Source organism: Lysobacter capsici (assembly GCF_014779555.2).
Lineage (GTDB): Bacteria > Pseudomonadota > Gammaproteobacteria > Xanthomonadales > Xanthomonadaceae > Lysobacter > Lysobacter capsici.
On record NZ_CP094357.1, the window covers coordinates 624,850 to 650,294 of the forward strand.

General features: G+C 66.9%; 20 protein-coding genes. 11 read left to right on the plus strand and 9 right to left on the minus strand.

Going from position 1 to position 25,445, the window contains the following annotated elements; genetic code table 11:
• Positions 1-21: 21 nt before the first annotated feature.
• From IEQ11_RS02535 to IEQ11_RS02545, 3 genes are all read right to left on the minus strand, one after another.
• Positions 22-690, minus strand: a complete 669-nt coding sequence (locus IEQ11_RS02535) for a methyltransferase domain-containing protein (RefSeq protein WP_191821333.1) — start codon at positions 688-690, stop codon at positions 22-24.
• Between the two features lie 225 nt (positions 691-915).
• A complete protein-coding gene (locus IEQ11_RS02540; RefSeq protein ID WP_191821332.1) occupies positions 916-1,539 on the minus strand; it encodes an SGNH/GDSL hydrolase family protein in 624 nt (207 codons plus the stop codon).
• 7 nt (positions 1,540-1,546) lie between these two features.
• The gene (locus IEQ11_RS02545) at positions 1,547-2,809 is read right to left on the minus strand and encodes a pyridoxal phosphate-dependent aminotransferase (RefSeq protein WP_046659879.1); all 1,263 of its coding nucleotides are present in this window, start codon (positions 2,807-2,809) and stop codon (positions 1,547-1,549) included.
• A gap of 220 nt (positions 2,810-3,029) precedes the next feature.
• On the opposite strand from IEQ11_RS02545, the gene rsgA reads away from it, so the two are divergent.
• Positions 3,030-4,193: a ribosome small subunit-dependent GTPase A gene (rsgA, locus tag IEQ11_RS02550; protein WP_036102580.1), complete on the plus strand. Its 1,164-nt coding sequence runs from the start codon at positions 3,030-3,032 to the stop codon at positions 4,191-4,193.
• A gap of 516 nt (positions 4,194-4,709) precedes the next feature.
• Positions 4,710-5,987 carry a flavohemoglobin expression-modulating QEGLA motif protein gene (locus tag IEQ11_RS02555; RefSeq protein ID WP_046659881.1) on the plus strand — a complete coding sequence of 426 codons (1,278 nt, stop codon included), beginning with the start codon at positions 4,710-4,712 and terminating at the stop codon, positions 5,985-5,987.
• 136 nt (positions 5,988-6,123) lie between these two features.
• Here IEQ11_RS02555 and phbB read toward each other — a convergent pair whose 3' ends face one another.
• The 3 genes from phbB to IEQ11_RS02570 form a co-directional block, all read right to left on the minus strand.
• On the minus strand, positions 6,124-6,864 hold the full coding sequence (phbB, locus tag IEQ11_RS02560) for an acetoacetyl-CoA reductase (RefSeq protein WP_046659882.1): 741 nt from the start codon (positions 6,862-6,864) through the stop codon (positions 6,124-6,126).
• A 284-nt stretch (positions 6,865-7,148) separates the two neighbouring features.
• Positions 7,149-8,477 (minus strand): CitMHS family transporter, encoded by a 1,329-nt coding sequence (locus IEQ11_RS02565; RefSeq protein WP_191821331.1) that lies wholly within the window; start codon positions 8,475-8,477, stop codon positions 7,149-7,151.
• A 142-nt stretch (positions 8,478-8,619) separates the two neighbouring features.
• Complete coding sequence (locus IEQ11_RS02570; RefSeq protein WP_191821330.1) at positions 8,620-9,810, minus strand: OprO/OprP family phosphate-selective porin; 1,191 nt, start codon at positions 9,808-9,810, stop codon at positions 8,620-8,622.
• Positions 9,811-10,015: 205 nt separating this feature from the next.
• On the opposite strand from IEQ11_RS02570, the gene IEQ11_RS02575 reads away from it, so the two are divergent.
• The 5 genes from IEQ11_RS02575 (at position 10,016) to IEQ11_RS02595 (ending at position 17,241) form a co-directional block, all read left to right on the plus strand.
• Entirely contained in the window at positions 10,016-10,723 is a 708-nt protein-coding gene (locus tag IEQ11_RS02575) for a response regulator transcription factor (RefSeq protein WP_191821329.1), read from the plus strand.
• Complete coding sequence (locus IEQ11_RS02580; protein WP_191821328.1) at positions 10,716-12,149, plus strand: sensor histidine kinase; 1,434 nt, start codon at positions 10,716-10,718, stop codon at positions 12,147-12,149. Before IEQ11_RS02575 ends, IEQ11_RS02580 begins: the two co-directional genes overlap by 8 nt.
• A gap of 441 nt (positions 12,150-12,590) precedes the next feature.
• Positions 12,591-13,607: an ABC transporter substrate-binding protein gene (locus tag IEQ11_RS02585; protein ID WP_232526239.1), complete on the plus strand. Its 1,017-nt coding sequence runs from the start codon at positions 12,591-12,593 to the stop codon at positions 13,605-13,607.
• 248 nt (positions 13,608-13,855) lie between these two features.
• Entirely contained in the window at positions 13,856-16,168 is a 2,313-nt protein-coding gene (locus tag IEQ11_RS02590) for an NADP-dependent malic enzyme (protein ID WP_046659887.1), read from the plus strand.
• A gap of 11 nt (positions 16,169-16,179) precedes the next feature.
• Positions 16,180-17,241 (plus strand): glycosyltransferase, encoded by a 1,062-nt coding sequence (locus tag IEQ11_RS02595; RefSeq protein WP_082124792.1) that lies wholly within the window; start codon positions 16,180-16,182, stop codon positions 17,239-17,241.
• A 301-nt stretch (positions 17,242-17,542) separates the two neighbouring features.
• Here IEQ11_RS02595 and IEQ11_RS02600 read toward each other — a convergent pair whose 3' ends face one another.
• A complete protein-coding gene (locus tag IEQ11_RS02600) occupies positions 17,543-18,175 on the minus strand; it encodes a flavodoxin family protein (RefSeq protein ID WP_191821327.1) in 633 nt (210 codons plus the stop codon).
• A 203-nt stretch (positions 18,176-18,378) separates the two neighbouring features.
• On the opposite strand from IEQ11_RS02600, the gene IEQ11_RS02605 reads away from it, so the two are divergent.
• Entirely contained in the window at positions 18,379-19,269 is an 891-nt protein-coding gene (locus IEQ11_RS02605; RefSeq protein ID WP_191821326.1) for a LysR substrate-binding domain-containing protein, read from the plus strand.
• Positions 19,270-19,666: 397 nt separating this feature from the next.
• Here the strand turns inward: IEQ11_RS02605 and IEQ11_RS02610 are convergent, their stop codons facing one another.
• On the minus strand, positions 19,667-20,545 hold the full coding sequence (locus tag IEQ11_RS02610) for a LysR family transcriptional regulator (RefSeq protein ID WP_191821325.1): 879 nt from the start codon (positions 20,543-20,545) through the stop codon (positions 19,667-19,669).
• 86 nt (positions 20,546-20,631) lie between these two features.
• On the opposite strand from IEQ11_RS02610, the gene gstA reads away from it, so the two are divergent.
• Together gstA and IEQ11_RS02620 are read left to right on the plus strand one after the other, a co-directional pair.
• Positions 20,632-21,276, plus strand: coding sequence for a glutathione transferase GstA (gene gstA / locus IEQ11_RS02615; protein WP_191821324.1), 645 nt, complete (start codon positions 20,632-20,634; stop codon positions 21,274-21,276).
• Positions 21,273-21,602 carry a DMT family transporter gene (locus IEQ11_RS02620; protein WP_036102546.1) on the plus strand — a complete coding sequence of 110 codons (330 nt, stop codon included), beginning with the start codon at positions 21,273-21,275 and terminating at the stop codon, positions 21,600-21,602. The genes gstA and IEQ11_RS02620 overlap by 4 nt, the downstream gene beginning before the upstream one ends.
• 116 nt (positions 21,603-21,718) lie before the next feature.
• Here the strand turns inward: IEQ11_RS02620 and IEQ11_RS02625 are convergent, their stop codons facing one another.
• A complete protein-coding gene (locus tag IEQ11_RS02625) occupies positions 21,719-22,264 on the minus strand; it encodes an REP-associated tyrosine transposase (protein ID WP_228464495.1) in 546 nt (181 codons plus the stop codon).
• Between the two features lie 295 nt (positions 22,265-22,559).
• Here IEQ11_RS02625 and aceE point away from each other — a divergent pair, with 295 nt between their 5' ends.
• Positions 22,560-25,265, plus strand: coding sequence for a pyruvate dehydrogenase (acetyl-transferring), homodimeric type (gene aceE, locus IEQ11_RS02630; protein WP_191821323.1), 2,706 nt, complete (start codon positions 22,560-22,562; stop codon positions 25,263-25,265).
• The last annotated feature ends 180 nt before the right edge of the window (positions 25,266-25,445 follow it).

Here is a 25,445-nt window from a genome sequence, read left to right on the forward strand (position 1 = left end):
ACGCGCGATCGATGCCACGGCTTATTTCGAAGCCACGATCCGCCAGTTGTTGAACGGCGTGCGCCCGAACAGCGGGGTGAACTCGACCTGCAATCCGGCCGCGAGCAGGCGCGCGCGCAGCGCCTCGCCATCGGGGTAATAACGCGGCATCGCGTTCATCCAGCCCAGCGCGCGCGAAAACAGATCGACCGCGCGGGTGATGCGCGCGCGCCCGGTGCCGTCGTCCAGGCCGGTGCGGATCACCAGTTTCGCCCCGGGCGTGAGCATCGCGATCATCTTGTCGATGGCCTGCGCCTGGGCCGGATAGGGAATGAACTGCAGCACGTCGAGGATCACCACGTTGCCACGGTGGTTGGGCAATTCGCGCGACAGGTCCATGGTGTCGAAGCGCGCGTCCTTCAGCCCGACCTTGGCGGCGGCGCGCACCGCGCGGCGGATCTTGGCCGCGTCGCTGTCGACCCCGCGGTAGGGCACGCGGATGCCGTCGGCGTACAAGGTGTGGGCGAGCAGGCCCAGCCCGCAGCCCAGGTCCAGCAGGGGCGCATCGGTGCCGCGCAGGGCCTCGCTGACGCCGGGGTAGAGCGGATCGCTGCTGAGCTTGGCGCGGCTGTAGTAATAGTCCCAGCGATTGCCGAGCGGATGTTCGGGCAGGTAGGCGCGGGCGATATGCAACGCCTGTCCTGGAGCCATGGCTTGGGCCGCTGGGGTCATCGCTGGTTGAAGGCCGCGTCGCTGGGGTGGTCGGGCAGTTTGGCACTGTGGGCGCGGATGGGGAAATCCGCGTGGTTCGGTGCGTTGCGGGGTAATCGATGGTAGGAGCGGCGCAAGCCGCGACCGCGACATCACGGTTACGACGCAAGCGCGGTGTCGCGGTCGCGGCTCACGCCGCTCCTACAGGGGCTACCGCGCGATAGCTCAGGCCGACGGATCGCGCAGCAAGTCCATCGCCACCGGCAACGCCAGCGCGGTCCACTGCGCGTACATCGCCGCCGACGGATGCAGGCCATCCTCGGCGACCATCGCCGGCTCGCTGCCGCGTTCGCGCGAGACCGCGGTGATGTCGACGAAGGCGACCCCGTGCCGCGCGCAGATCTCGCTGGCGGTGATGTTGAACACGTCGAGTTCGGCGCCGATCGTGGCCGGGCCGCGCTTGTCGGTGGCGCCGAACGGGGTCGCGCCCCAGTCGGGAATCGACAGCACCAGCACGCGGTCGCTGCGGCCGTGCGCATAACCGATCGCGCGTTCCAGCAGTTCGCGAAACTCGCCCGCGTACTGGGTGGCGCCGCGGCCGCGGTATTGGTTGTTGACCCCGATCAGCAGGCTGACGAAATCCCATTGACCCAGCGGCTCGGCCAGGTCCAGCGCGAGCGCGAGTTCGTCGGTGGTCCAGCCGGTGGTGGCGATGATGCGCGGCGCCGCCACGGCGATGCCGCGTTCGCTCAGGCCGGCCGCCAGTTGCACCGGCCAGCGGCCCGACTCGGCGACCGCTTCGCCGATGGTGTAGCTGTCGCCCAGCGCGAGGTAACGGAGTTGGTTCACCGCCGGCTCAGGCGACCGCGGCGGACAGCGCCTGTGCGTTGTGCTCGGCGCGTTGCGCGTGCAGGTCGAGCACGCGCTCGATCCGGCCGAACACTTCGCGCACGTCGGCCGGCTGCGGCAGCAGGGTCACGCGGAAGTGATTGCGGTAGGGCACGTTGAAGCTGGAGCCCGGAACGACCAGCACGTCTTCGGTTTCCAGCAGCTCCAGCGCGAAGCGGTGATCGTCGAAACCTTGCGCGGCGGCACCGACCACGGCCGGGAACGCGTACAGCGCGCCGGCCGGCTTGACCAGTTGCAGGTGCTTGCTGGCTTCGACCGACTCGATCACCGCGCGGCGCGCTTCGTACAGGCGGCCGCCGGGCGCGCACAGCGGCGCGATGGTGTCTTCGCCGTTGAGCGCGGCTTCGATCGCGAACTGGCCCGGCACGTTGGCGCACAGGCGCAGCGCGCCGAGCAGGTCCATGGCGTGATGGAAATCGCCGCTGGCGACCGGATCGCCCGACAGCACCGCCCAGCCCACGCGCCAGCCGCAGGCGCGATGCACCTTGGACAGGCCGCCGAAGCTCAGGCACGGCAGATCGCCGGCGATCGGCGCGACCGGCACGAACTGCGCGCCGTCGTAAAGAATGGAGTCGTAGATTTCGTCGCACATCAGCAGCAGCTTGTGCTTGGCGGCGATGGCGACGATGCGTTCGATCAACTCGCGCGGATACGCCGCGCCGGTCGGGTTGTTCGGATTGATCAGCACGATCGCGCGGGTGCGGCTCGATACCAGCTGCTCGATCTCGTCCGGGTCGGGCAGGAAGCCGTTCTCGGGCTGGCAGCGGTAATACACCGGGCGGCCGTCGTTGAGGATGGTCGCGGCCGACCACAGCGGGTAGTCGGGCGAGGGCAGCAGCACTTCGTCGCCTGGATTGAGCAGGGCGCGCAGCGACAGGTCGATCAGCTCGCTCACGCCGTTGCCGACGAACACCCGCTCGGGCGAGGCGTTGGGCGTGCCGCGCTTCTTGTGGAAGGCGGCGATGGCTTCGCGCGCGACCGGCAGGCCTTGCTGATGGGTGTAGGGATCGGTGTCGGCGATGTGGTCGGCGATCGCGCGCTGCAGGTGCTCGGGGGCGCGGAAACCGAATGCGCCGGGGTTGCCGATGTTGAGCTTGATCTGTTTGCGGCCCTGGGCCTCCAGCTCGCGGGCTCGCCGGGCCAATTCACCGCGGATTTCGTAACGGACTTCGGACAGGCGTTCGCGGGTTTTCAGAGGCGGCAAGGACATCGCGGCGGGTCGGGGTCGATGAAAGTGGCGTCCAGACTAGCTGAATCGGCTTCAGGATTCAGCGGGGGCGGGGCGGGCGGGGGATCGTCCGCGTTCGACCGCACGCACGCTTCGGCGATCCGGCCGCCGTCGCCGGGCCGTCCCCGGGCGCAAACCTATCCGCCGACCGACCCATTCGGCCCAAAAGCCGCACGCGGCCTATAGAATCGCGCCATGCCCAATGCCTGTCGCGCCTTTGACTCCTGAACTCGCCGCCTTGCAGGCGATCGGCTGGCCGATCACGGCCGAAGACCCGTTGCCGGCCGATCCGGTCTGGCGCCAGGCCCTCGCCGACCACCCGCGGGCCCGCCCGGCGCGGGTCACCGAGCAGCACCGCAGCGGCTATGTGGTCTCCGACGGCCCCGACAGCGGTTACCGGGTCGAGTCCCTGCCCGAGTGGCAGCGCGCGGCCAACTACAAGAAAGGCTCGCTCGCGCCCGAGCAACGGCCCGGGGTCGGCGACTGGATGCTGGTCGAGGGCGAGCCCGAACGCGCCAAGGTCGTGGCCTTGCTGCCGCGCTACAGCGCGATCAAGCGCGGCGCGGCCGGGGAGCATTACAAGCAGCAGCTGATCGCGGCGAACATCGACACGGTGTTCGTGGTCTGCGGGCTGGACGGCGACTTCAATCCGCGCCGGATCGAACGTTATCTGTTGCTGGTGCGCGGCGGCGCCGAGCCGGTGATCGTGCTGACCAAGGCCGACGAAGCGCTCGCCGCGAACGAGCACGCGGTGGCCGAGGCTAGCGGCGCGCTGATCGAACTGGCGCAGGGCGTGGCGATCCGCGCGGTCAATGCGCGCGATCGCGAAAGCAGCGTCGCGGCGATGTCGCCGTGGCTGAAACCCGGGCGCACCGTGGTGCTGGTCGGGTCCTCAGGCGCCGGCAAGTCGACCCTGACCAACAGCCTGCTCGGCAACGAACGCATGAAGACCGGCGCGGTGCGCGAAAGCGACGCGCGCGGCCGCCACACCACCACCCACCGCGCCTTGATCCCGCTGCCCTCGGGCGCCTGCCTGATCGACACGCCCGGCATGCGCGAACTCAAGCCGACCGGCGAAGAGGACGTGGCCGAGAACTTCGCCGACGTCGAAGCGCTGGCCGAGCAATGCAAGTTCCGCGACTGCTCGCACGCGAGCGAGCCCGGCTGCGCGGTGCGCGAGGCGATCGAGAACGGCAAGCTGGACCCGCAGCGGTTCGCCAGCTATCTGAAGTTGAGCGGCGAGGTCTCGGGCGCGGCCAGCAAGCTCGCCAACCGGCGCGCGCACAAGACCGACATCAAGGCGCCGGGCAAGCCGTCGGGCAAGCCTTCGAACAAGAGTTCGGGCGATAAGCATGGGCGCCGTTGAGCGCGGCGGTTTGAAGGCTTCCGCGTTTGGTGGTCGTTTGCTTTGTCTTCGTGGCGAGCAAGAGCAAAAGCAAATCCCCCCTGTCCCCCTTTTGCAAAGGGGGGAGGCGATCGGCGGAGTTCGTTGCTTGGGGGATGGCGCGGTGGCTTTCGTTGATGCTGTGATCGCGGCATGGAAGACGTTCCGGATATCGAAGACGCTCCAGGCACCGACAATGTTCCAGATGTCGAAGGTGCTCCAGATATCGAAGGTGCTCCAGACATCGAAGATGGTCCAGACGTCGAAGATGGTCCAGACGTCGAAGCAGTTCCAGGCATCGCGAATGCTCCGACCATTCCGCCTGCTCCAAATCTCCCCGACGCCTTCGGCTCTCCAAACTCGCTGTGTCCCCCCATCCAAACCCGTGCTTTTCCCCCCTTTGCAAAAGGGGGGCAGGGGGGATTCGCTTTTGCCTTTGCTGTTGCCCCTGCCGTCAGCGCCAACCCCGAACCCCCACCGCCCCCGCGGAACCCACCCATGAGCCTGCCGCCCCCGCCCAGCCTCGCCCCCGACATCCAGCACCACGCCGCGCTCGACGCGCGCATGGTCCGCGCCGCGCGCGGCATCAAGCTGCTGACCATGGCCAGTTGGCCGGCCGGGCTGGAAGCGCCGTTCCTCGCCGATTACGCGCGCGGCGTCGCCCGGCTGCCGGTGATCGATTACCCCAAGCACGATTTCAGCGACGTGCGCGCCGAACTCGAGGCGGTCGCCAACGAAGCCGACCCCGACCATCCGCTCGGCGAGTACCTGATCGAATCGGCGCATTCCTGGGGCATCGCCGCGCAGTTGCTCGAATGCCTAGGCACACCGCAAGTCACCGATTACTCGGTGCGGTTGTTCGGCAAACCCGATGTCGCCTTGCCCGGGCAAGGCCCGAGCACCCGCGAAGCGGCCAACCATTTCATCTCCATCGCCAACGAACTCGACCGCGAACTGATGTCGCCGGCGGAAACCGTGGAGATTTCCGCGACCGCGCTGAGCCTGCAATTGCAGCGCGACCTCGACGACTATTTCGATACCCGCGTGATCGACGTAGTCCTCGACCCGACCCTGATCGCCAAGGCCGCGGCCGGCGCGACCCGCATCCGCCTGCGCACCGGCGCGGCGTTCAGCGACTACGATCGCCACCAGTTGCTGCAACACGAAGCCTTCGTGCATTCGCTGACCGCGCTCAACGGCCGCGAGCAACCGGTGCTGCCGAGCCTGGCGCTGTCGTCGCCGCGCAGCACCGCCACCCAGGAAGGCTTGGCGACCTTCGCCGAACAGATCACCGGCAGCATCGACATCGGCCGCATGAAGCGCCTGAGCCTGCGCATCGACGCGGTCGCGATGGCGCTGGACGGCGCCGATTTCATCGAAGTGTTCCGCTATTTCATCGACGCCGGCCAGACCCAGGACGAAAGCTTCGCCTCGGCGCAGCGCGTGTTCCGCGGCGTGCCGACCGGCGGCGGCGCGGCCTTCACCAAGGACACCGTGTACCTGCGCGGCCTGGTCGGCGTGCATACCTTCTTCCGCTGGGCCTTGCGTCAGCAGAAGCTGCACCTGTGCCGCTGGCTGTTCGCCGGCAAGATGACCCTCGGCGACGTGCAGCGTTTCGAACCCCTGTTCCACGACGGCGTGCTGGCGCCGCCACGCTGGATGCCGCCGTGGATTACCCGCGCCAATGGCTTGGCCGGCATGCTGGCGTTCTCGCTGTTCGCCAATCGCATCCGCCTGGACCAGATGGCCGAGGGCGATTTCAGCGAGATCGGGTGATCTAAAAAAGTTGATCCCTAGAAAAGCCCCTCTCCCGCTGGCGGGAGAGGGGTTGGGGTGAGGGCATCGGCAACCCGCGTACCCTCATCCGCCCTTCGGGCACCTTCTCCCGCAAGCGGGAGAAGGAAACAAAAGCTCAATTCATATGCAGGCCGCCATTGACCGCATAGTCCGCGCCGGTCACGAACGCCGCATCATCCGACGCCAACCACGCGCACAAGCTCGCGACTTCCTCGGGCTTGCCCAGCCGTCGCACCGGCACCGACGCGGCCAAGCGATCGAGCACGTCCGGCGGGAACGCGCTGATCGCGGCGCTGGCGACATACCCGGGTGACACGGTGTTGACGGTGACCCCGCGCGCGGCGAACTCCTGGGCCAGTGCACGAGTGAAGCCATGCATCGCCGACTTCGCGGTGGCGTAGTTGACCTGGCCGATCTGTCCCTTCTGCGCGCTGACCGAGGCGATGTTGACGATGCGACCCCAGCCGCGCGCGGACATGCCGTCGATCACCTGCTTGGTGATGTTGAACAAGGTATGCAAATTGCCGGCCATCACCGCGTTCCAGTCCTCGCGGGTCATCTGCCGGAACAGGATGTCGCGGGTGCCGCCGGCGTTGTTGACCAGCACATCGACCTCGCCGACCTCGGCCTTGACCTTGGCGAACGCGGCGACCGTGGAATCCCAGTCGGCGGCATTGCCTTCCGAGGCGATGAAGTCGAACCCCAGCTCGCGCTGCTCGCGCAGCCAGCCGGCCTTGCGCGGCGAATTCGGCCCGCAACCGGCGACCACGGTGTGGCCGCTGAGCGCGAGCTTTTGGCAGATCGCGGTGCCGAGGCTGCCCATGCCGCTGGTGACGTAGGCGATGCGGAGTGTCATGGTTTACTCCTTGGAGCGAGAAGTGAGTTTGCAGGAGTGAGGAGTGAGTAAAAGCGGGACGTGGGGAAGGTGGGCGGCCTTGGCTCCTACTCACTCCTCACTCCTGCGAACTCGTTCCTGACGTGGTGACATGGGCGATGCGGTGGGGCATGGCGAACGGTTCCCGTAGGAGGCGTCGCCCGGTATCCGACTGTAGGAGCGGCGCGAGCCGCGACCGCGACATCGCGCTTGCGACGCAGCCGTGAGGTCGCGGTCGCGGCTTGCGCCGCTCCTACAGGGAGCCATCAAGCAGCGAAGGGGTATAGGGCGAAAGCGAGCGAAGCGACCATCAACAACAACGAAATCAACACCGCCCATTTCAAGGTGAACTTCTGGTGGTCGGCGAAATCGACGTTGGCCATGCCGACCAACAGATACGTCGACGGCACCAGCGGGCTGAGCAGATGCACCGGCTGTCCGGCCAGGGACGCGCGCGCCATTTCCACCGGCGTGATCCCGTAATGGCCCGCCGCTTCCGACAGGATCGGCAGCACGCCGAAATAGAACGCGTCGTTGGACATGAAGAAGGTGAAGGGCATGCTCGCGATCGCGGTGATCACCGCCAGATACGGGCCCCAGGCATCGGGAATCACCGCCAGGAAGCTGCGCGACATCGCCTCGACCATGCCGGTGTTGGACAGGATCCCGGTGAAGATGCCGGCGGCGAAGATCAGCGACACCACCGCTAGCACGTTGCCGGCGTGATTGCCGATGCGGCGGCGCTGTTCGGCCAGATCGGGGTAGTTGATCACCAGCGCGATCGCGAAGCCGATCATGAACAACACCGGCAGCGGCAGCACGCCGAGCACCAGCGCGGTCATCAAGGCCACGGTCAAGGCGGCGTTGACCCACAGCAGCTTCGGCCGCTTGGTGTCTTCGCTGTCGGCGAGCGTGGGCAGGTTGTCGCTGTCGGTATCGAGGTCGGGGTTCCAGTCCTCGCCGTGGCCGGGCAGGGTGACGATGCCCAGCCGACGGCGTTCGCGGATGCCCAGGTACCAGGCCAGCGCGATGATGCCCAGCAGCGAGATCGCCATCGCCGGCACCAGCGGCACGAACACGTCGCTGGGATCGACATGCAGCGCGGTCGCCGCGCGCGCGGTCGGCCCGCCCCAGGGCGTGAGGTTCATCACTCCGCCGGCGAGAATCGTCACGCAGGTCAGGTTGAGCGCGTTCATGCGCAGGCGCTGATACAGCGGCAGCATCGCCGAGACGGTGATCATGTAGGTGGTCGAGCCGTCGCCGTCGAGCGAGATCAGCATCGCCAGCACCGCGGTGCCGACCACGATCTTGACCGGATCGCCCTTCACCAGCTTGAGGATGCGGCGCACGATCGGATCGAACAGGCCGGCGTCGATCATCACCCCGAAGTACAGGATCGCGAACATCAGCATCACGCCGGTCGGCGCGATCTTCTTGATGCCCTCGATCATCATCTCGCCGATGCCGGCGCTGAACCCGCCGAGCAGGGCGAACGCGATCGGGATCACGATCAACGCCACCAGCGGCGACAGCCGCTTGCTCATGATCAGGTACATGAAGGTGAGGACCATGCCGAAGCCGAGTGCGGTCAGCATTTGCGATTCCTTGGAGAAAAGAGTGGAGAGGAATGAGGAACGAGTGCGCAGGAGTGAGGAATGAGTGGCGGCGCGCGATAGTTTCGAACTGCCGGTGGTCGGCTGTTACTCGTTTCTCACTCCTGCGCACTCGTTCCTGGCTTCAAAAGTCGTACTGAAACCGTCCGGTAACCGCGCGCGTCCGATCCAGCGTCACATCCGCCAGCCGATCGCGATTGCGGCTCTCGATCCAGTCGAGCATGAAGCGAAGATTCGAGCGCAGATGCCAGTTCACCCCGAAGCTGACCTGTTCCATCGACACGTCGTTGAAATCCGCCGCGCCATTGAGATGCTGTTTGCCGCGGATCGTGTCGTAGCGCGCCGCCAGCTGCCAGGCGCCGCTGCCGCGCGTGGGCTTGACCCGGCCGAAGCGGCCGGACTTGCTGTCGTACGGCGTGGTTTCGCCGGTGATGAACCAGCCGATCAGGCCGTAGGCCGAGCGGATCTCGCCGCGTTGCGAACCGTCGTCGAAATTCGCGCCGCTCACTTCCGATTGCAGATACCAGGGCCCGCGAGCGAAGCCGAACTCCAGCGAGTATTTGTCGACATCGGTATCGAGCCCGCGATTGAAATTCACCAAGGTCGCGCGGCTGTTGTCGGATAGATGCCCGGCCGGGCGCGGCGCGATGCGCAGGCCGTTGGCGCCGTCGCGGCCGGGATGGTCGTAGGACTCGCGCGCCAGCGACAGGCCCAGATGCAGGGTGTCGCCGTCGTCGTGGCGCGGCGCCCAGGTGCCGCGCGCGCCGAATGCGCGGCCCTTGACCTGCCACACGTCGATGCTTTCCAGGCTGTAGACGCTGCCGCCCACGGTGTAGTCCTCGCCCGCGGTGATCCACGCCGCGCCCAAGCGATACAACGGCGCGACCGAACTGGCGAACATGCTGCGTTCCATGAACGCGCCGTAGTTCGAACTGATCCGGTCGTCCAGGGTGAAGTACTGCTTGAACTGGCCGATCGTCAGCTTGCCGGCCTTGAAGTCCCGGGTGACGTAGACGTCCTTGGCCTCGACGCTGTCGCCGGTGAAATCGTCCTGCAGCCCGGCGAAGTCGCCTTCGATCTTGTAGCCCCAGCCGTAGAACTTGCCCGACACGTCCAGCCACAGCCGTCGCACTTCGGTGTCGTCGGGGTTGGCGATGCCGCGGCTGTCGTTGTCGAACTGGGCGAAGTCCCAGTGAATGCGTCCGCCGAGTTCGGCGGTGACCGGGCGCTCGCCGGAATCTTGCGCATGGACGCCGCCGGACGCGGCGAGCAGGCACAGCGCGACGCACGCGCCGGCGTGGTGGACAACAGCCATCGATGGTTCTCCCGACCCTGCTTTTCCCGCGGTTTCGCGCGACATGCGCGCTCACTGCGCTTATAGTTGGGTCGGCCCGCACGGCTGTCCCAACCCCTCCAGCGCAGGCTAGGCGGCGCAAGCTGTCAAAGACCTGTCATCGCCGATGCTGTTTTTACCGCCGCGGCCTGAACCCGGCTTCTGACCGAGCGACGGAGTCCATCTGGTGCGAATTTTGTTGGTGGAGGACAACGCCGATCTGGCCGACGCGATCGTCCGGCGCATGCGCCGCGACGGCCACGCGCTGGATTGGCAGTCCGACGGGCTCAAGGCTGCCAGCGTGTTGCGATATCAAAGCTTCGACTTGATCGTGCTCGACATCGGCCTGCCGCGCCTGAGCGGGCTGGGCCTGCTCGCCGGCCTGCGCGAACGCGGCGACGCCACCCCGGTGTTGATGCTGACCGCGCGCGACGGCATCGAGGACCGGGTCCAGGCGCTCGATGCCGGCGCCGACGACTACCTGGCCAAGCCCTTCGATTTCCGCGAGTTCGAAGCGCGCTGCCGGGTGCTGCTGCGGCGCAACCGCGGCCAGGCCAGCGCGGTCGTGCAGATCGGCGGCTTCGCCTTCGACAGCGGCGCGCATCGGGTCAGTCTCGATGGCGAAGCGATCGAACTGCCGAACCGTGAATTCCGCCTGCTGGAAATCCTGATCGGCAAACTCGGCCAGGTGGTCAGCAAGGACGAGATCGGCAACGGCCTGTTCGGCTTCGACGACGAAGCAGGGCCGAACGCGATCGAGTTGTATATCGGCCGTCTGCGCAAGCGCCTGGCCGCCGCGCCGCTGCGCATCGTCACCGTGCGCGGCGCCGGTTACATGATCGAAGCATCCGATGCCGCGCAAGTCGACGTTCCGGTGGAGCCGGCCGATGGCTGAGCCGGCGCGCCCGCATTCGATCCGCCGCACCTTGCTGGTATATCTCGGCGTGCTGTCGTTGATCGGGGCGGTCCTGCTGTTTCTCGCCGCGCGCAGTTATGGCCGCGCCGCCGCCGACCGTTCCTACGATCACCTGCTGATCGCCTCGGCGTTGTCGATCGCCGACAGCGTCGCGCTGGTCGACGGGCAATGGCAGGTGGACCTGCCGTATGCCGCGCTGGATCTGCTGGCGATGGCGCCGGAGGATCGCGTGTACTACCGCGTCTCCAGCAGTCGAGGCGCCGGCCGCGGCGGCGGCACCATCACCGGTTACGCCGATCTGCCCGCGCCGCCGTCGCCGCCGCTGGACGGCAAGCCGAAGCTGTTCGATGCGATGTACCTGGGCGAACGCACGCGGTTCGTCGCGGTGTCGCGCTGGGTCGCCGGTCCGGCCAGCCAAGGGCAGGCGATCGTGCAAGTGGGGCAGACGCGGATCGCGCGCGAAGCCCTGGCCGACGATGTGGTGCTGCGCGCGCTGATCGCGATCGTGGCGCTGTCGCTGGCGGCGCTGGCGCTGGTCTGGGTCGGCGTGCATCGCGCACTGCGTCCGTTGCAGAAACTCGAACGCGACCTGTCGCTGCGCGAACCGTCCGACCTCAAGCCGGTGCCCGGTTCGGTGCCGCTGGAACTCGGCGAACTGGTCGGCGCTTTGAACCGCTTCATGGGCCGGCTGGCGGCCAGCAACGAAACCTTGCGCGCGTTCATGGGCGACGCCGCGCATCAGATGCGCACGCCGCTGGCCGCGCTGCGCGCGCAGGCGCAGCTGGCGCTGGACGAAGACGATCCGGCCGAGCAGCGCCGCAGTCTGGTGATGATCGAACGCAACGCCAATCACATGAGCCGGCTGTTGAACCAGTTGCTCAGCGATGCCAGCGCGATTCATCGCTCGCACCTGCAGCAGTTCGAAACCGTCGACCTGGCCGAACTGCTGCATCAGGCGCTGTACGAATCGATCCCGCAGTCCGGCCCGCGTCCGGACCTGAATCTGGCGGTGACCAGCGACCCGGTGCGCGTGCAGGGCGATGCCTTGCTGCTGCGCGAGGCGATCAAGAACCTGATCGACAACGCGCTCAAGCACGGCCAGCCGCGTCCCGGCCAACCCAGCGGCCCGTTGCAGATCGCGCTGACCGTGGCCGCGGGCGAGGGCAACGCCGCCTCCAGCGCAGTGCTGACGGTGGCCGACCACGGCCCCGGCATCGCCGCCGCCGATGCGCAAACCGTGTTCGAACGCTTCGCGCGCGGCCGCGACGCCGCCTCGGGCGGCGCCGGTTTGGGTTTGGCGATCGTCAAACGCATCGTCGACAGCCACGGCGGCCGCATCGACCTTAACAATCGGGTCGGCGGCGGCTTGGTGGTGACGTTGCGCTTGCCCAGGAGCTTGCTGTGAAAAACGAGTGCACAGGAGTGAGAAGTGAGAAAAAGCGGGAACGCTGGCATTGGACCGCCGCGCGCTGCTTTTGCCTTTACTCGTTCCTCACTCCTCTCAACTCGTTTCTCGCCTTGATGGTGACGTTGCGCTTGCCCAGGAGCTTGCTGTGAAAAACGAGTGCACAGGAGTGAGGAGTGAGAAAAAGCGGGAACGCTGGCATTGGACCGCCGCGCGCTGCTTTTGCCTTTACTCGTTCCTCACTCCTCTCAACTCGTTTCTCGCCTTGATGGTGACGTTGCGCCTGCCCAGGAGCTTGCTGTGAAAAACGAGTGCACAGGAGTGAGGAGTGAGAAAAAGCGGGAACGCTGGCATTGGACCGCCGCGCGTTGCCTTTGCCTTTACTCACTCCTCACTCTTCTCAACTCGTTCTTCGCCCCTGCCGCCGCCGCCCCCGGCGACGTGCGAACCTTCAAGGCACCGCAGCCCGCCACCGCCCACCTGCGCATCCACGGTTCCACCGACATCGAGAACTTCGCCGCGGTCATCGCCGACTACCAGCGGCTGCATCCCAACACCCAGGTCGAGTATTCCGATCTGGTCGCGCAGGACATCTACACCCGCCACCTGCGCGCCGGCGCGGGCGATCGCGCCGACCTGCTGATCAGCAGCGGCATGGACCTGCAGACCAAGCTGGCCAACGACGGCCATGCGCTCGCCCATCGTTCGCCGGCGACCGCCGCGCTGCCGGCGTGGTCGCAATGGCGGCACGAAGCCTTCGGCATCAGCTACGAGCCGGTGGTGATCGTCTACAACAAGCGCCTGCTGCGGCCCGAGCAGGTGCCGCGCACGCGCCGGCAACTGCTGGCCCTGCTGCGCGACCCGGCGGCGAAGCTGGCCGGCCGGGTCGGCACCTACGATGTGGCCCGCAGCAGCGTGGGTTATCTGCTGGCCACTCAGGACCATCAGCTCGGCAGCATGGCCGGCGCGCTGCAGGCCGCGCTCGGCGACAACCGGGTCCAGCTGGAGGAACGCACCGGGCCCTTGCTCGACCGGGTCGCGCGCGGCGATCTGGCCCTGGCCTACAACGTGCTGGGCTCCTACGCCCAGGCCCGGGTCGATGCCGGCGCGCCGCTCGGGATCGTGCTGCCCGAGGACTACACCCTGGTCCTGCTGCGCACCGCGCTGATCCCGCGCACCGCGCCCAACGCGGCCGAGGCCGGGCGGTTTCTCGACTATCTGTTGTCGCCGCGCGGCCAGGCGATGCTGGCCCGGCAGGTCGGCCTGCAGCCGATCCGCGCCGCCGACGGCGCGCCGCTGTCGCCGCATGCGCGCGACGGCGCGCGGGTGCGCGCGCTGCGGCCGATCGCGCTCGGGCCGGGTCTGCTGGTGTACCTGGACGCGCTCAAGCGGCGCCAGTTCCTGGAGGCGTGGCGCAGCACCGTGCAGCCTGGGAAGGCAGCGGCCGATGCGCCCTGAGCCCCATACGCAGGCGTCGGTTTCCGCCGCGTCGGTCACGTTTTCGCCCCGGTCGCCGCGCGCGCGGCCGGCCCCCGCACCCCCCGCGACAGGTTCGCCGCCGGGTTGGGCAAAGTGCCGGCGGCGGGCGAAGGCACAACTCCAAAGTACTAATGAACAAGCCGCCGCGGTCGCGCGAATCCGCCTTGGCGATCCATTAGACTGCAAGTCCAATCACCTCGCGCCCTTGCCACGGCAGCCATCCTCTGATGTCCGATAACGATCTGAAAACCGCCGCGCTCGACTACCACCGCCTCAGCCCGCCGGGCAAGATCAAGGTCACCGCGACCAAGCCGATGGTGACCCAGCGCGACCTGGCCCTGGCCTATTCGCCGGGCGTGGCCTACGCCTGCGAGGCGATCGTCGCCGACCCCAACGCCGCCAGCGAGCTCACCGCGCGCGGCAACCTGGTCGCGGTGATCAGCAACGGCACCGCCGTGCTCGGCCTGGGCGACATCGGCCCGCTGGCCGGCAAGCCGGTCATGGAAGGCAAGGGCGTGCTGTTCCAGAAGTTCGCCGGCATCGACGTGTTCGACATCGAGATCGACGAGCGCGATCCCGACAAGCTGGTCGACATCATCGCGTCCTTGGAGCCGACCTTCGGCGGCATCAACCTCGAGGACATCAAGGCGCCGGAGTGCTTCATCGTCGAGCGCAAGCTGCGCGAGCGGATGAAGATCCCGGTGTTCCACGACGACCAGCACGGCACCGCGATCATCGTCGGCTCGGCCGTGCTCAACGCGCTGGAAGTGGTCGGCAAGAAGATCGAGGACGTCAAGCTGGCCACCAGCGGCGCCGGCGCGGCCGGCATCGCCTGCCTGGACATGCTGGTCGCATTGGGCATGAAGCCGGAGAACATCCTCGCGGTCGATCGCGACGGCGTGCTCTACACCGGCCGCGGCAACATGGACCCGGACAAGCAGCGCTACGCGCGCGACACCGACAAGCGCAGCCTGGCCGACATCATCGCCGGCGCCGACGTGTTCCTCGGCCTGTCCGCCGGCGGCGTGCTCAAGCCGGAAATGGTCGCGACCATGGCCGACAAGCCGATCATCCTGGCGCTGGCCAATCCCTACCCGGAAATCCTGCCCGAAGACGCCAAGGCCGTGCGTCCGGACTGCATCATCGCGACCGGCCGTTCGGACTACCCGAACCAGGTCAACAACGCGCTGTGCTTCCCCTACATTTTCCGCGGCGCGCTGGATGTCGGCGCCACGGTCATCAACGAAGAAATGAAGCTGGCCTGCGTGCGCGCGATCGCGGCGCTGGCGCGGATGGAATCGTCCGACCTCGGCAGCGCCTACGGCGGCGATGTCCCCACGTTCGGTTCCGAATACCTGATCCCGCGTCCGTTCGACCCGCGCCTGCTGGTGATGCTGGCGCCGGCGGTGGCCAAGGCGGCGATGGACTCCGGCGTCGCCACGCGTCCGATCGCCGACATGGACGCGTACGAGGAAAAGCTCAGCCAGTACATCTACCGCACCGGCCTGCTGATGAAGCCGGTGTACGACCGCGCCCGCAGCGACCGCAAGCGCGTGGTCTACGCCGAAGGCGAGGAAGAGACCGTGCTGCGCGCGGTGCAGACGGTGATCGACGAAGAGCTGGCCTATCCGATCCTGATCGGCCGCCCGGACGTGATCGAAACCCGCATCCAGCGCCTGGGCCTGCGCATGCGCGAGGGCGTGGACTTCGAGTTGACCAACATCAACGACGACCCGCGCTTCAACGAATACTGGCAGCAGTACCACGCGCTGACCGAACGCCGCGGCGTGAGCCCGGCGGCGGCGAAGAACCTGCTGCGTTCGCGCCCGACCCTGATCGCGGCGCTGATGGTCGAGCGCGGCGAAGCCGACGCGATGATCTCCGGCTTGGTCGGCCGCTTCCACAAGAAGCTCGGCTACATGCGCAGCATCTTCGACTTCGATCCCGGCGTGTCGGGCACCTCGGCGATGACCGGCGTGATCAACGACCAGGGCGCGTGGTTCTTCCTCGACACCCATGTGCAGGTCGATCCGACCGCCGAGCAGATCGCCGAGGCCACCTTGCAGGCGACCTACCGCCTCAAGCTGTTCGGCATCGAGCCCAAGGTCGCGCTGCTGTCGCACTCCAATTACGGCAGCCACGACAACCCGTCGGCGGCGAAGATGCGCAAGGTCCGGCAGATCGTCAAACAGCGCCAGCCCAAGCTGGAAATCGACGGCGAAATGCAGGCCGACACCGCCTGGGACGACGCGCTGCGCCAGCGCATCTTCCCCAACGCGACCCTGCACGGCCGCGCCAACCTGTTCGTGCTGCCCAACCTCGACGCGGCCAACATCACCTACAACATGGTCCGGGTGATGACCGACGGCGTGGCGATCGGCCCGATCCTGATGGGCCTGGACAAGCCCGCGCACATCCTGACTCCCGCCTCGACCCCGCGCCGCGTCGTCAACATGACCGCGATCGCGGCCGTGGACGCGCAGATCCGCGCCTCGCGCGAATCCGAGCGCAAGGGTCTGTCGGAACTCGGCGGCGTCTGACCGCGGCGCCCATGAACGATATGGGCGCCCTCGCCACCCTGCCAGCGGCCGAATTTTCGGCCGCTGCTTCGTTGGCGCCGCCATTGCCGGCGCCGCCGCCGGCATCGACACCGCGGGTCAGCATCCTGCTGCTGTGCTATCGCGACGCGGCCTACATCCGCGCCGCGATCGACAGCGCGTTCGCGCAGACCGTGGCGTGCGAAATCATCATCTCCAACGACTGCTCCGACGACGGCACCTTCGAGCTGGCGGTCGAGCAGGTCGCGGCCTACCGCGGCCCGCACCAGGTCAGCGTGCGCCGCACCGCGAGCAACCGCGGCGTCACCGCGCATTTCAACGAAGTCATGGCGCTGGCCAGCGGCGACATCATCGTGATGATGGCCGGCGACGACATCGCCTATCCGCAACGGGTGGCGACCATCCTCGATGCGTTCGGGCGCGCGCCGCAGGCGATGGTGCTGGGCAGCGATTTCGACGGCATCGACACCGACGGCAGCCCGGTCCGGATCAGCTTCCGGCAGCGTCCGGAGCGGTACGAATTCGATTACTACGTGCGCATCGGGCGCCTGATCGGCCTGCTCGGCGCGACCCTCGCGTTTCGTCGCTGCGTCTTTGATCGCTTCGGGCCGTTGCTCGGGCCGATCGAGGACAACGCGCTGAGCCTGCGCGGCGCCTTGCTCGGTCAGTCGCTGTGCCTGCGCCAACCGCTGATCCAGTACCGCCGCCATTCCGGCAGCGTCAGCGGCACCGTGTTCGCGCGCGACGAACCGCGCGAGGTGGCGATGCGCCGCCGTTACGAACGCACCGTGCAGTTCTACCGCGGCACCGCCGACGACCTCGACGCCTGCCTGCGCCAGATCCCCGACCTGCCGGCGAAAAAGCGCCGCCTGGCCGAGCAGGTGCTGGCGATGTACCGGATCGAAGCGCAGGCGCGCGAAGCCATCCTGCTGCAGCCGCGCTGGCGCTGGATCGGCCCGGTGATGCGCGGCCTCGCTCAACGCGGCCTGCGCCGCAAGAGCGCCGAGCGCGCCCTCAAACTGCTGATCCCGCGCGCCTGGTTCGGCCTGCGCTGATCGTCAAAGCTCCCAATAGCCCCCTGTAGGAGCGGCGCAAGCCGCGACCGCGACCCCGCGCCTACGTCGCCGGCGCGAAGCCGCAATCGAACCAACAAACACATCGCACGCGCGAACGCGCGCCGAGGCGAAGTCGCGTCGAGATCGCGAGGCGTTTGCGAGTCTCAGCCCCGACGCTTTCCGCCCAGGCCTGACCACGCTCGCAAGCAATCGAACCCAGGCGCATCGCGGCGGATACCCCGCTCAGAAAAACTTCGCCGCCGCATGGCGCGCAGACTCTCAACCCGCCACCCGAGTGAATTCACCTCGGCGTATCCATCTGAAAATCCAGATACGGCCGTTCGAAAAACTCCCGCCCCAAGGCCTCGGCCGCCGCCACCGACCCTTGCGGATCGCGCATCACCTCGCCGCGCCCGTTGCCCCAGCCATGCACCGTGCCGATGAAGCGCGAATGGGTGTAGCGCGCGTACTCCTGCAGCTGATGCACGATGCCGAGCGCGATCGCCGGATAGATCTCCTCCGATGAGGTCAGCAAGGCCACGCGCTTGCGCTTGATCCGCTCGCGCACCTGCGCCGAGCCCGCGTGGCTCTTGGCGAAATAGCAGAACATCCGATCGAAGAACACCTTGGCCTGGCCCGACATCCCGTACCAATACACCGGCGTGCACAGCGCGACGCCGTCGGCGGGCAGGAACCGATCGAGAAACAACCCGCCGAACCCGTCTTCGATCCGGCAGCGTCCCTGATCGTCGCGGCACTCGCGGCAATCGCGCACCAACCCATCAAGGTGATCGTCGATGAAAGCCAGCGACACCTCGCTGCCCGCGGCCTGCGCGCCGCGCACCACCGCCGCGCCCAACATGCCGCTGTTGCCATCGCGGCGCGGACTGGCGACAAGGACGAGCAATCGTTGCGGCGAAGCGGAAGCAGTCATCGGGCGAACCACCGTTGGGGGCGGGCCCTGAATCTATTTCCCGTAACGCACCGTCACAAATGACGATAGTCGCACCCACATGAACTAAGTTCATCCTCACTCCCGACTGTAGGAGCGGCGCAAGCCGCGACCGCGAAATAAAAATCCCCGGCGCAATCCAGGCGCCGCCAGTTACACCGCAATCTAGGCCTGCCCCTGAGCCCATGTTCGCCAACCTCCCCCTGACCGCCCTGCGCAGCTTCGAATCCGCCGCCCGCCACCTCAGCTTCAAGGCCGCGGCCGAAGAACTGCACGTCACCCCGACCGCGATCTCGCACCAGATCAAGCAGCTCGAGCACACGCTGGGCCTGGCCTTGTTCGACCGCCTGCCGCGCGGCGTCGCCCTGACCGGCGACGGCCGCCGCCTGTTCCGCGACCTGCACGGCGCGCTGCTGGAGATCGCGCAATCGCTGGCCGCGCTGCAGCCGCAACGCAGCACCGGCCGCCTGACCGTCACCACCACCGCCTCGTTCGCCGCGCTGTGGTTGATCCCGCGCATCGGCGGCTTCTACCAACAGCACCCGGACATCGCCGTGCGCATCGACACCGGCGCGCAGGTCGTCGATCTGCAGCAGGACGCCAGCGTCGACCTGGCGATCCGCTACGGCGGCGCGGTGCCGGCCGGATTGCATCGCCATGGCGGCTTGCGCGAACACTTCGGCGTGTACGGCGCGCCCGGTCATGTCGAGGCCGAAGCGGCGAAACCTTCGCCGACGTTGATCTCGGTGGAGTGGGGCGAATCGCAACTGTACGAATGCACCTGGCAGACCTGGTGCGACCGCGCCGGCGTGGACTGGATGAAACCCGGCGGGGTGATGCGCGCCTACGACGAAGAGCATTACGCCTTGCATGCCGCGAGCGCGGGGCAGGGGCTGGTGCTGGCGAGTTCGGTGGTGACCGCGGGCAGCGTCGAACGCGGGCTGTTGGCGATGCATCGTCCCGACATCACCGTGCCGGGCGAGACCTATCACGTGCTGTGCGTGCCGGGTCGCGAGCGGCATCCGCCGGTGAAGGCGTTCTTGCGGTGGTTGGATGGGCAGATGGGTGAGGGGTGAGTGGGCCGAAGGTGTTCGACGCTGCTCGTGGTGCGAATGCAGTTGGTTGTGGTGATGACGAGGCGTTCTGGCGACTGCTCGCTAAAGTCACTGGATTCCCGCCTTCGCGGGAATGACGGTAGGAGAGTGCGTCCTCGCCTGTGACTTCGCTTCGCCTTTGCTCGTCATTCCCGCGAACGCGGGAATCCAGCGACTTCAGCCCGTCCCTACCAGCGAAGCTCTACCAAGCCAAACAGCTCATCAAAAACCCATCACCCATCACCCACGACCCGTCTGTGACTTCGGCGTTGCCTTTGCTCGTCATTCCCGCGAACGCGGGAATCCAGAGACTTAAGCCCGTCCCCACCAGCGAAGCTCCGCACAAAAAACAAAGCAGAAGCGGTCTCAACCCAAACACCTACCCAACCTCAACCCGCCCCGGCAACCAGCCCATCGCAAACTCCCGCAACAACTTCACCTTCGCCGAGCGCCGTAAATCCGGATGCACCGCGAACCACAACTCCGTCGGCACCTCCGCCATCGGCCCCGACAACCGCTTCACCCCACCGGCCGCATCGGCGTAGTAGCAAGGCAACAGCGCCCGCCCGATCCCCGCCTGACATGCCGCCAAAGCCGCCGGCAGCGAATTGACCCGCATCGCGATCCGCTCATCGCCCACATGCGCGCGCAACCAATGCGCCGACGACAGATGCGACAAGGCATCGTCGAACCCGATCCACTCGCCCTCGGCCAACCGGGAACGCTTGCTGACCTTCGCCGCGCTGGCCACATACACCGCGGTCGAAATCGAAGCGATCCGCCGCACCGACAAGCCATCGGGCATCAACGCACTCGCGCGCAAGGCCACGTCCGCATCGGGCTGCTGCAGATTGACGAAGGCATTGGCCACGCTCAGATCGCAGCGCACCGATGGATGCTGCCTCGAAAACGCCGCGCACATCCGCGCCGCCACCGCGGCCAAGGTATCGGGAATGGTGATCCGCAACCGCCCCTGCGCCTGCGCATCGCGCCCGGCCAACTGCCGCTGCAATCGATCGGCATCGTCGAGAATCCGCTGCGCCCCCGCGATCGCGACAGCCCCGGCCTCGGTGGCGACATAACCGCTGCGGCTGCGCCGGAACAAGGCCGCGCCCGCGCGCGCCTCGATCGCCGCCAAACGCCGGAACGCACTGGAATGATCCAGCGCCAAGGCCTTGGCCGCGCCGCTGAGGCTGCCGTGCGCGCCGATCGCGCGCAGCAGTTCGAAATCCTCCAAAGACAACCGAGCTTGTCGCATCCGCAAGCAATCCTTGTGATCGCGCCGTATTCACGGCGAAGGCCCGCGCGGGGAGAGTAGCGCCACTCCTCCACGGACACACGGCCATGAAGCTCTACTACACCCCGCACACCTGTTCGTTCGCACCGCACATCGTCCTGCGCGAACTCGGCATCGACGCCGAACTGCGCCGCGTGCGTATCGGCCCGGACCCGGTCGTCGCCGCCGACGGCCGCGACTTCCGCGAACTCAGCCCGCTCGGTTACGTGCCGTTGCTGGAACTCGACGACGGCCGCATCCTGCACGAAGGCGTCGCCATTTTGCAGTACCTCGCCGACCGGCACCCCGACAGCGATCTCGCTCCCGCACCCGGCAGTTTCGAACGGGTCGAACTGCAGCAATGGCTGACCTTCATCAGCTCCGAACTGCACAAACTGTTCAGCCCCTGGCTGTTTCATCCCGAATACGGCGACGCCCCGGGCGCGGTCGCCCGCGAACGCCTGCAGCCGCGCCTGGCCTACGTCGATCGCCACCTCGCCCAAAACGCCTACGTGCTCGGCAAGACCTTCAGCATCGCCGACGCCTACCTCTACACCATCGCCGGCTGGGCCCGCGCCTTGAAGATGGACCTGCACCCGTACCCGGCCCTGGACGCCTACCTCGACCGCATTGGCCAACGCGACAGCGTGCGCGACGCTTTGCGCCGCGAGCGCGAGGACGCGCGCGTTAAACCTGAGCCCGCGTCGGCATGAAAGCCTCGACCGCGTGGACCATGCTGATCGCCGCCGGCCTGATCGACGTGGCCTGGGCCTTGTCGATGAAGTTGTCGCAGGGCTACACCCGGCCGGGCTGGACCGCGGCGTCCGTCGTCACCCTGATCGCCTTCGTCTGGCTGCTGGGCCGCGCGCTGACCGCCTTGCCGGTCGGCAGCGCGTACGCGGTGTGGACCGGCATCGGCGCGGCGGGGACGGTGTTGCTGGGCGCGATGGTGTTCGGCGAATCGATCACGGCGATGAAGCTGGGTGGTGTCGGCTTAATTGTTGCGGGGATCGTTGTACTTCGCGGCGCGCCAGCGTGAGCAAGGCGGGTCTGCGGCCGTTCGCGTCGTGGTTCCATTGATGCGGTCGCGGCTCGCGCCGCTCCTACCCACGAAACCGTCCTGGGTAGGAGCGGCGTAAGCCGCGACCCGAGACCTCAACGCCAGACAGCTCCCCAATATCGATAATCCCGCACCCGCCTTACCAACCCCGCCCGCACCGGATTCATCACTACATAGCGGGCCACATGAATCAACGACGCTTCTCGTCGCAGCGCATGATCGTGATACGCCCGCGCCCACACGACCTTCAGCGCAGGCGCCTGCTGACGCAACAAGCGCGATGAATTCGATTTAAGCCGGCGCATCAGTGCCGATAACAATTCGCCATCGCCGAGCTCGATCAGGCCGTGCCAATGATCCGGCATCAGCACCCATGCCAATAATTTCGAGCGCTCCCAAGCCCGCGCATCCAACAACGCCTCGGCGGCTATGCAGGCCAGCGCCTGGTCGGCAAACAAAGGCCGTCTATGCGCCGTGGCGAACGTAACCAGATAAATATGATGGGCCTCGGACGCCCGGCCTCGACGCAGGGCCGCATGTCCGGGAGCGGGTGTTCGTCGAATTTGAGGCATGTCGGCAAGATGTGCGTCGCTGGGGTGCGGCTGAATCAGCGAAAGACGGCGTCGACTGTGGGGTTTCATCCCGGCATCGGATCGCGGCTCACGCCGCTCCTACCCCCTGAGCAGCCCAGCCAAGGGTAGGAGCGGCGTAAGCCGCGACCAAGACACCTCAACGACCGACAACCCCCACCACACGCCCGCGTATCTACCCACCACCGCCCCCAACCGCCCCGGCCCATCCAATCCCCCTAGCCAATACGGACTATCCCGCCCCAGCGACCACCCAAAGCAAGCCGAACCCCACCCCCCGTTTGTTAGACTCGACGCTCTAATCCGCCCCCACACCACGAGGCGCGGCCACGGGGCCGCGAGATAGATGAACCAGCCGCTTGCCAGCTCCCTGCACGACCTCCTGCAGAACGACCCCGACCCGACCGAAACCCAGGAATGGGTCGAATCCGTCCAGGCCGTCATCGCCCGCGACGGCGCCGAGCGCGCCCACCAGCTGCTCGAAGGCATGGTCGAGGTCACCCGCCGCGCCGGCGCCCACCTGCCGTTCCAGCCCACCACCGAATACATCAACACCATCCCCGCGCACCTGGAGGCCAAGAGCCCCGGCGACAACGCGATGGAATGGCGGATCCGCTCGCTGATCCGCTGGAACGCCATGGCCATGGTCGTGCGCGCCAACCGCAAGCCCGGCGACCTCGGCGGCCACATCGCCAGCTTCGCCTCCGCGGCCACCCTGTACGACGTCGGCTTCAACCACTTCTGGCGCGCCCCGTCGGCCGATCACCCCGGCGACGTCATCGGCGTCCAGGGCCACAGCTCCCCCGGCATCTACGCGCGCTCCTTCCTCGAAGGCCGCATGAGCGAATCCCAGCTCGACAACTTCCGCATGGAAGTCGACGGCCGCGGCCTGAGCTCCTACCCGCACCCGTGGCTGATGCCCGATTACTGGCAAGTCCCGACCGTGTCGATGGGCCTGGGCCCCATCAGCGCCATCTACCAGGCGCGCAACTGGAAATACCTCGAAGGCCGCGGCCTGATGCCGAAGTCCGACCGCAAGGTCTGGGCCTTCCTCGGCGACGGCGAAACCGACGAACCCGAATCCTTGGGCGCCATCTCCGTCGCCGGCCGCGAAGGCCTCGACAACCTGGTCTTCGTCATCAACTGCAACCTGCAGCGCCTCGACGGCCCGGTGCGCGGCAACGGCAAGATCATTCAAGAGCTGGAAGGCCAATTCCGCGGCGCCGGCTGGAACGTCATCAAGACCATCTGGGGCAGCTACTGGGACCCGCTGCTCGCGCGCGACACCACCGGCAAACTGCGCCAGCTGATGATGGAAACCGTCGACGGCGAATACCAGAACTGCAAAGCCTTCGGCGGCAAATACACCCGCGACAACTTCTTCGGCAAATACCCCGAGACCGCCGCGCTCGTCGCCAATCTGTCCGACGACGACATCTGGCGCCTCAACCGCGGCGGCCACGACCCGCACAAGGTCTTCGCCGCGTACCAGGAAGCCGTCAACACCAAGGGCATGCCCACCGTCATCCTGGCCAAGACCGTCAAGGGCTACGGCATGGGCGCATCGGGCGAATCGCTCAACCCGACCCACGGCACCAAGAAGATGGACGACGAAGCCGTCCGCCTGTTCCGCGACCGCTTCAACATCCCGGTCACAGACGAACAACTCAAGGACGGCGCCGTCCCGTTCTACCACCCTGGCGAAAAATCGCCGGAAGTCGAATACATGCTCGAGCGCCGCAAGGCCCTCGGCGGCTTCCTGCCGCAGCGCCGCCGCAAAGCCAGCACCTCGCTGGAAGTGCCCAAGCTCGAAGCCTTCGACCGCCTGCTCAAGAGCACCGGCGAGCGCGAAATCAGCACCACCATGTCGTTCGTGCAGGCCCTCAACATCGCCCTGCGCGACAAGCAGGTCGGGCCGCGCATCGTCCCCATCGTGGCCGACGAAGCGCGCACCTTCGGCATGGAAGGCCTGTTCCGCCAGCTCGGCATCTACGCCCCGCACGGCCAGAAGTACAAGCCGGTCGATCGCGACCAGCTGATGTACTACCGCGAAGACACCACCGGCCAGGTGCTGGAAGAAGGCATCACCGAAGCAGGCGCGTTCTCGTCCTGGCTCGCCGCCGCGACCAGCTACAGCACCAACGACCTGCAGATGCTGCCGTTCTACATCTACTACTCGATGTTCGGCTTCCAGCGCATCGGCGACAGCGCCTGGCAAGCCGCCGACATGCGCGCGCGCGGCTTCCTGCTCGGCGCCACCGCCGGCCGCACCACGCTCAACGGCGAAGGCCTGCAACACGAAGACGGACACAGCATGGTCCAGGCCGGCCTGATCCCGAACTGCCGCAGCTACGACCCGACCTTCAGCTACGAAGTCGTGACCCTGCTGCAACACGGCATGCAGCGCATGCTGACCGAACAACAGGATGAGTACTGGTACCTCACCCTGATGAACGAAAACTACACCCACCCCGACATGCCCGAAGGCAGCGCCGACGGCATCATCAAGGGCATGTACCTGCTGAAGGACGCCGGCAAGCCCAAGAAGGGCGAACCGCGCGTGCAGCTGCTGGGCAGCGGCACCATCCTGCGCGAAGCCATCGCCGCCGCCGAGTTGCTGGACAAAGACTTCGGCGTCACCGCCGACATCTGGTCCTGCCCCAGCTTCAACGAACTCGCCCGCGACGCCACGGACGTCGAACGTTGGAACCGCCTCAACCCCGAAGCCAAGACCGCGCGCAAGCCCTACATCACCGAACTACTGGAAGGCCGCGCCGGCCCGGCGATCGCCGCGACCGACTACATCCGCATGTACCCCGAGCAAGTGCGCGCGTTCGTACCGATGCGCTACACCGTGCTGGGCACCGACGGCTTCGGCCGCTCCGACACTCGCGCCAACTTGCGGCGTCACTTCGAAGTCGATCGCTACTACATCGCCCATGCGGCCATCGCGGCGCTGGCAGCGGAAGGGAAGATGACTGGGAAGGATGTGGCGAGGGCTATCAAGCAGTACAAGATTGATGTGGAGAAGCCGAACCCGTTGGGGGTTTAAGAAGATAGTTCCACTACAAGCTGAGTTTAATTAAAAGAGGCGGCCGTTGGCCGCCTCTTTTTTATTGCTTTGTATAGGTGCTGAAGGACTGCGTTTGTTTCGATTGTTAAACCAATGCCGGCTCACTTGAGTGACTGCTAAGCTTTAGGCTCTAATTTGGCGAGTTCAGAAAGCTTGGTT

Bases quoted from the DNA above. Each gene is read 5' to 3' on its own strand.
- IEQ11_RS02610 (WP_191821325.1), bottom strand. From the start codon at position 20,545: ATGCGACAAGCTCGGTTGTCTTTGGAGGATTTCGAACTGCTGCGCGCG.
- IEQ11_RS02600 (WP_191821327.1), bottom strand. From the start codon at position 18,175: ATGACTGCTTCCGCTTCGCCGCAACGATTGCTCGTCCTTGTCGCCAGT.
- IEQ11_RS02545 (WP_046659879.1), bottom strand. From the start codon at position 2,809: ATGTCCTTGCCGCCTCTGAAAACCCGCGAACGCCTGTCCGAAGTCCGT.
- IEQ11_RS02605 (WP_191821326.1), top strand. From the start codon at position 18,379: ATGTTCGCCAACCTCCCCCTGACCGCCCTGCGCAGCTTCGAATCCGCC.
- IEQ11_RS02590 (WP_046659887.1), top strand. From the start codon at position 13,856: ATGTCCGATAACGATCTGAAAACCGCCGCGCTCGACTACCACCGCCTC.
- gstA (WP_191821324.1), top strand. From the start codon at position 20,632: ATGAAGCTCTACTACACCCCGCACACCTGTTCGTTCGCACCGCACATC.
- IEQ11_RS02620 (WP_036102546.1), top strand. From the start codon at position 21,273: ATGAAAGCCTCGACCGCGTGGACCATGCTGATCGCCGCCGGCCTGATC.
- rsgA (WP_036102580.1), top strand. From the start codon at position 3,030: ATGCCTGTCGCGCCTTTGACTCCTGAACTCGCCGCCTTGCAGGCGATC.
- IEQ11_RS02625 (WP_228464495.1), bottom strand. From the start codon at position 22,264: ATGAAACCCCACAGTCGACGCCGTCTTTCGCTGATTCAGCCGCACCCC.
- IEQ11_RS02535 (WP_191821333.1), bottom strand. From the start codon at position 690: ATGGCTCCAGGACAGGCGTTGCATATCGCCCGCGCCTACCTGCCCGAA.
- IEQ11_RS02565 (WP_191821331.1), bottom strand. From the start codon at position 8,477: ATGCTGACCGCACTCGGCTTCGGCATGGTCCTCACCTTCATGTACCTG.
- IEQ11_RS02595 (WP_082124792.1), top strand. From the start codon at position 16,180: ATGAACGATATGGGCGCCCTCGCCACCCTGCCAGCGGCCGAATTTTCG.
- IEQ11_RS02570 (WP_191821330.1), bottom strand. From the start codon at position 9,810: ATGGCTGTTGTCCACCACGCCGGCGCGTGCGTCGCGCTGTGCCTGCTC.
- aceE (WP_191821323.1), top strand. From the start codon at position 22,560: ATGAACCAGCCGCTTGCCAGCTCCCTGCACGACCTCCTGCAGAACGAC.
- IEQ11_RS02580 (WP_191821328.1), top strand. From the start codon at position 10,716: ATGGCTGAGCCGGCGCGCCCGCATTCGATCCGCCGCACCTTGCTGGTA.
- IEQ11_RS02555 (WP_046659881.1), top strand. From the start codon at position 4,710: ATGAGCCTGCCGCCCCCGCCCAGCCTCGCCCCCGACATCCAGCACCAC.
- phbB (WP_046659882.1), bottom strand. From the start codon at position 6,864: ATGACACTCCGCATCGCCTACGTCACCAGCGGCATGGGCAGCCTCGGC.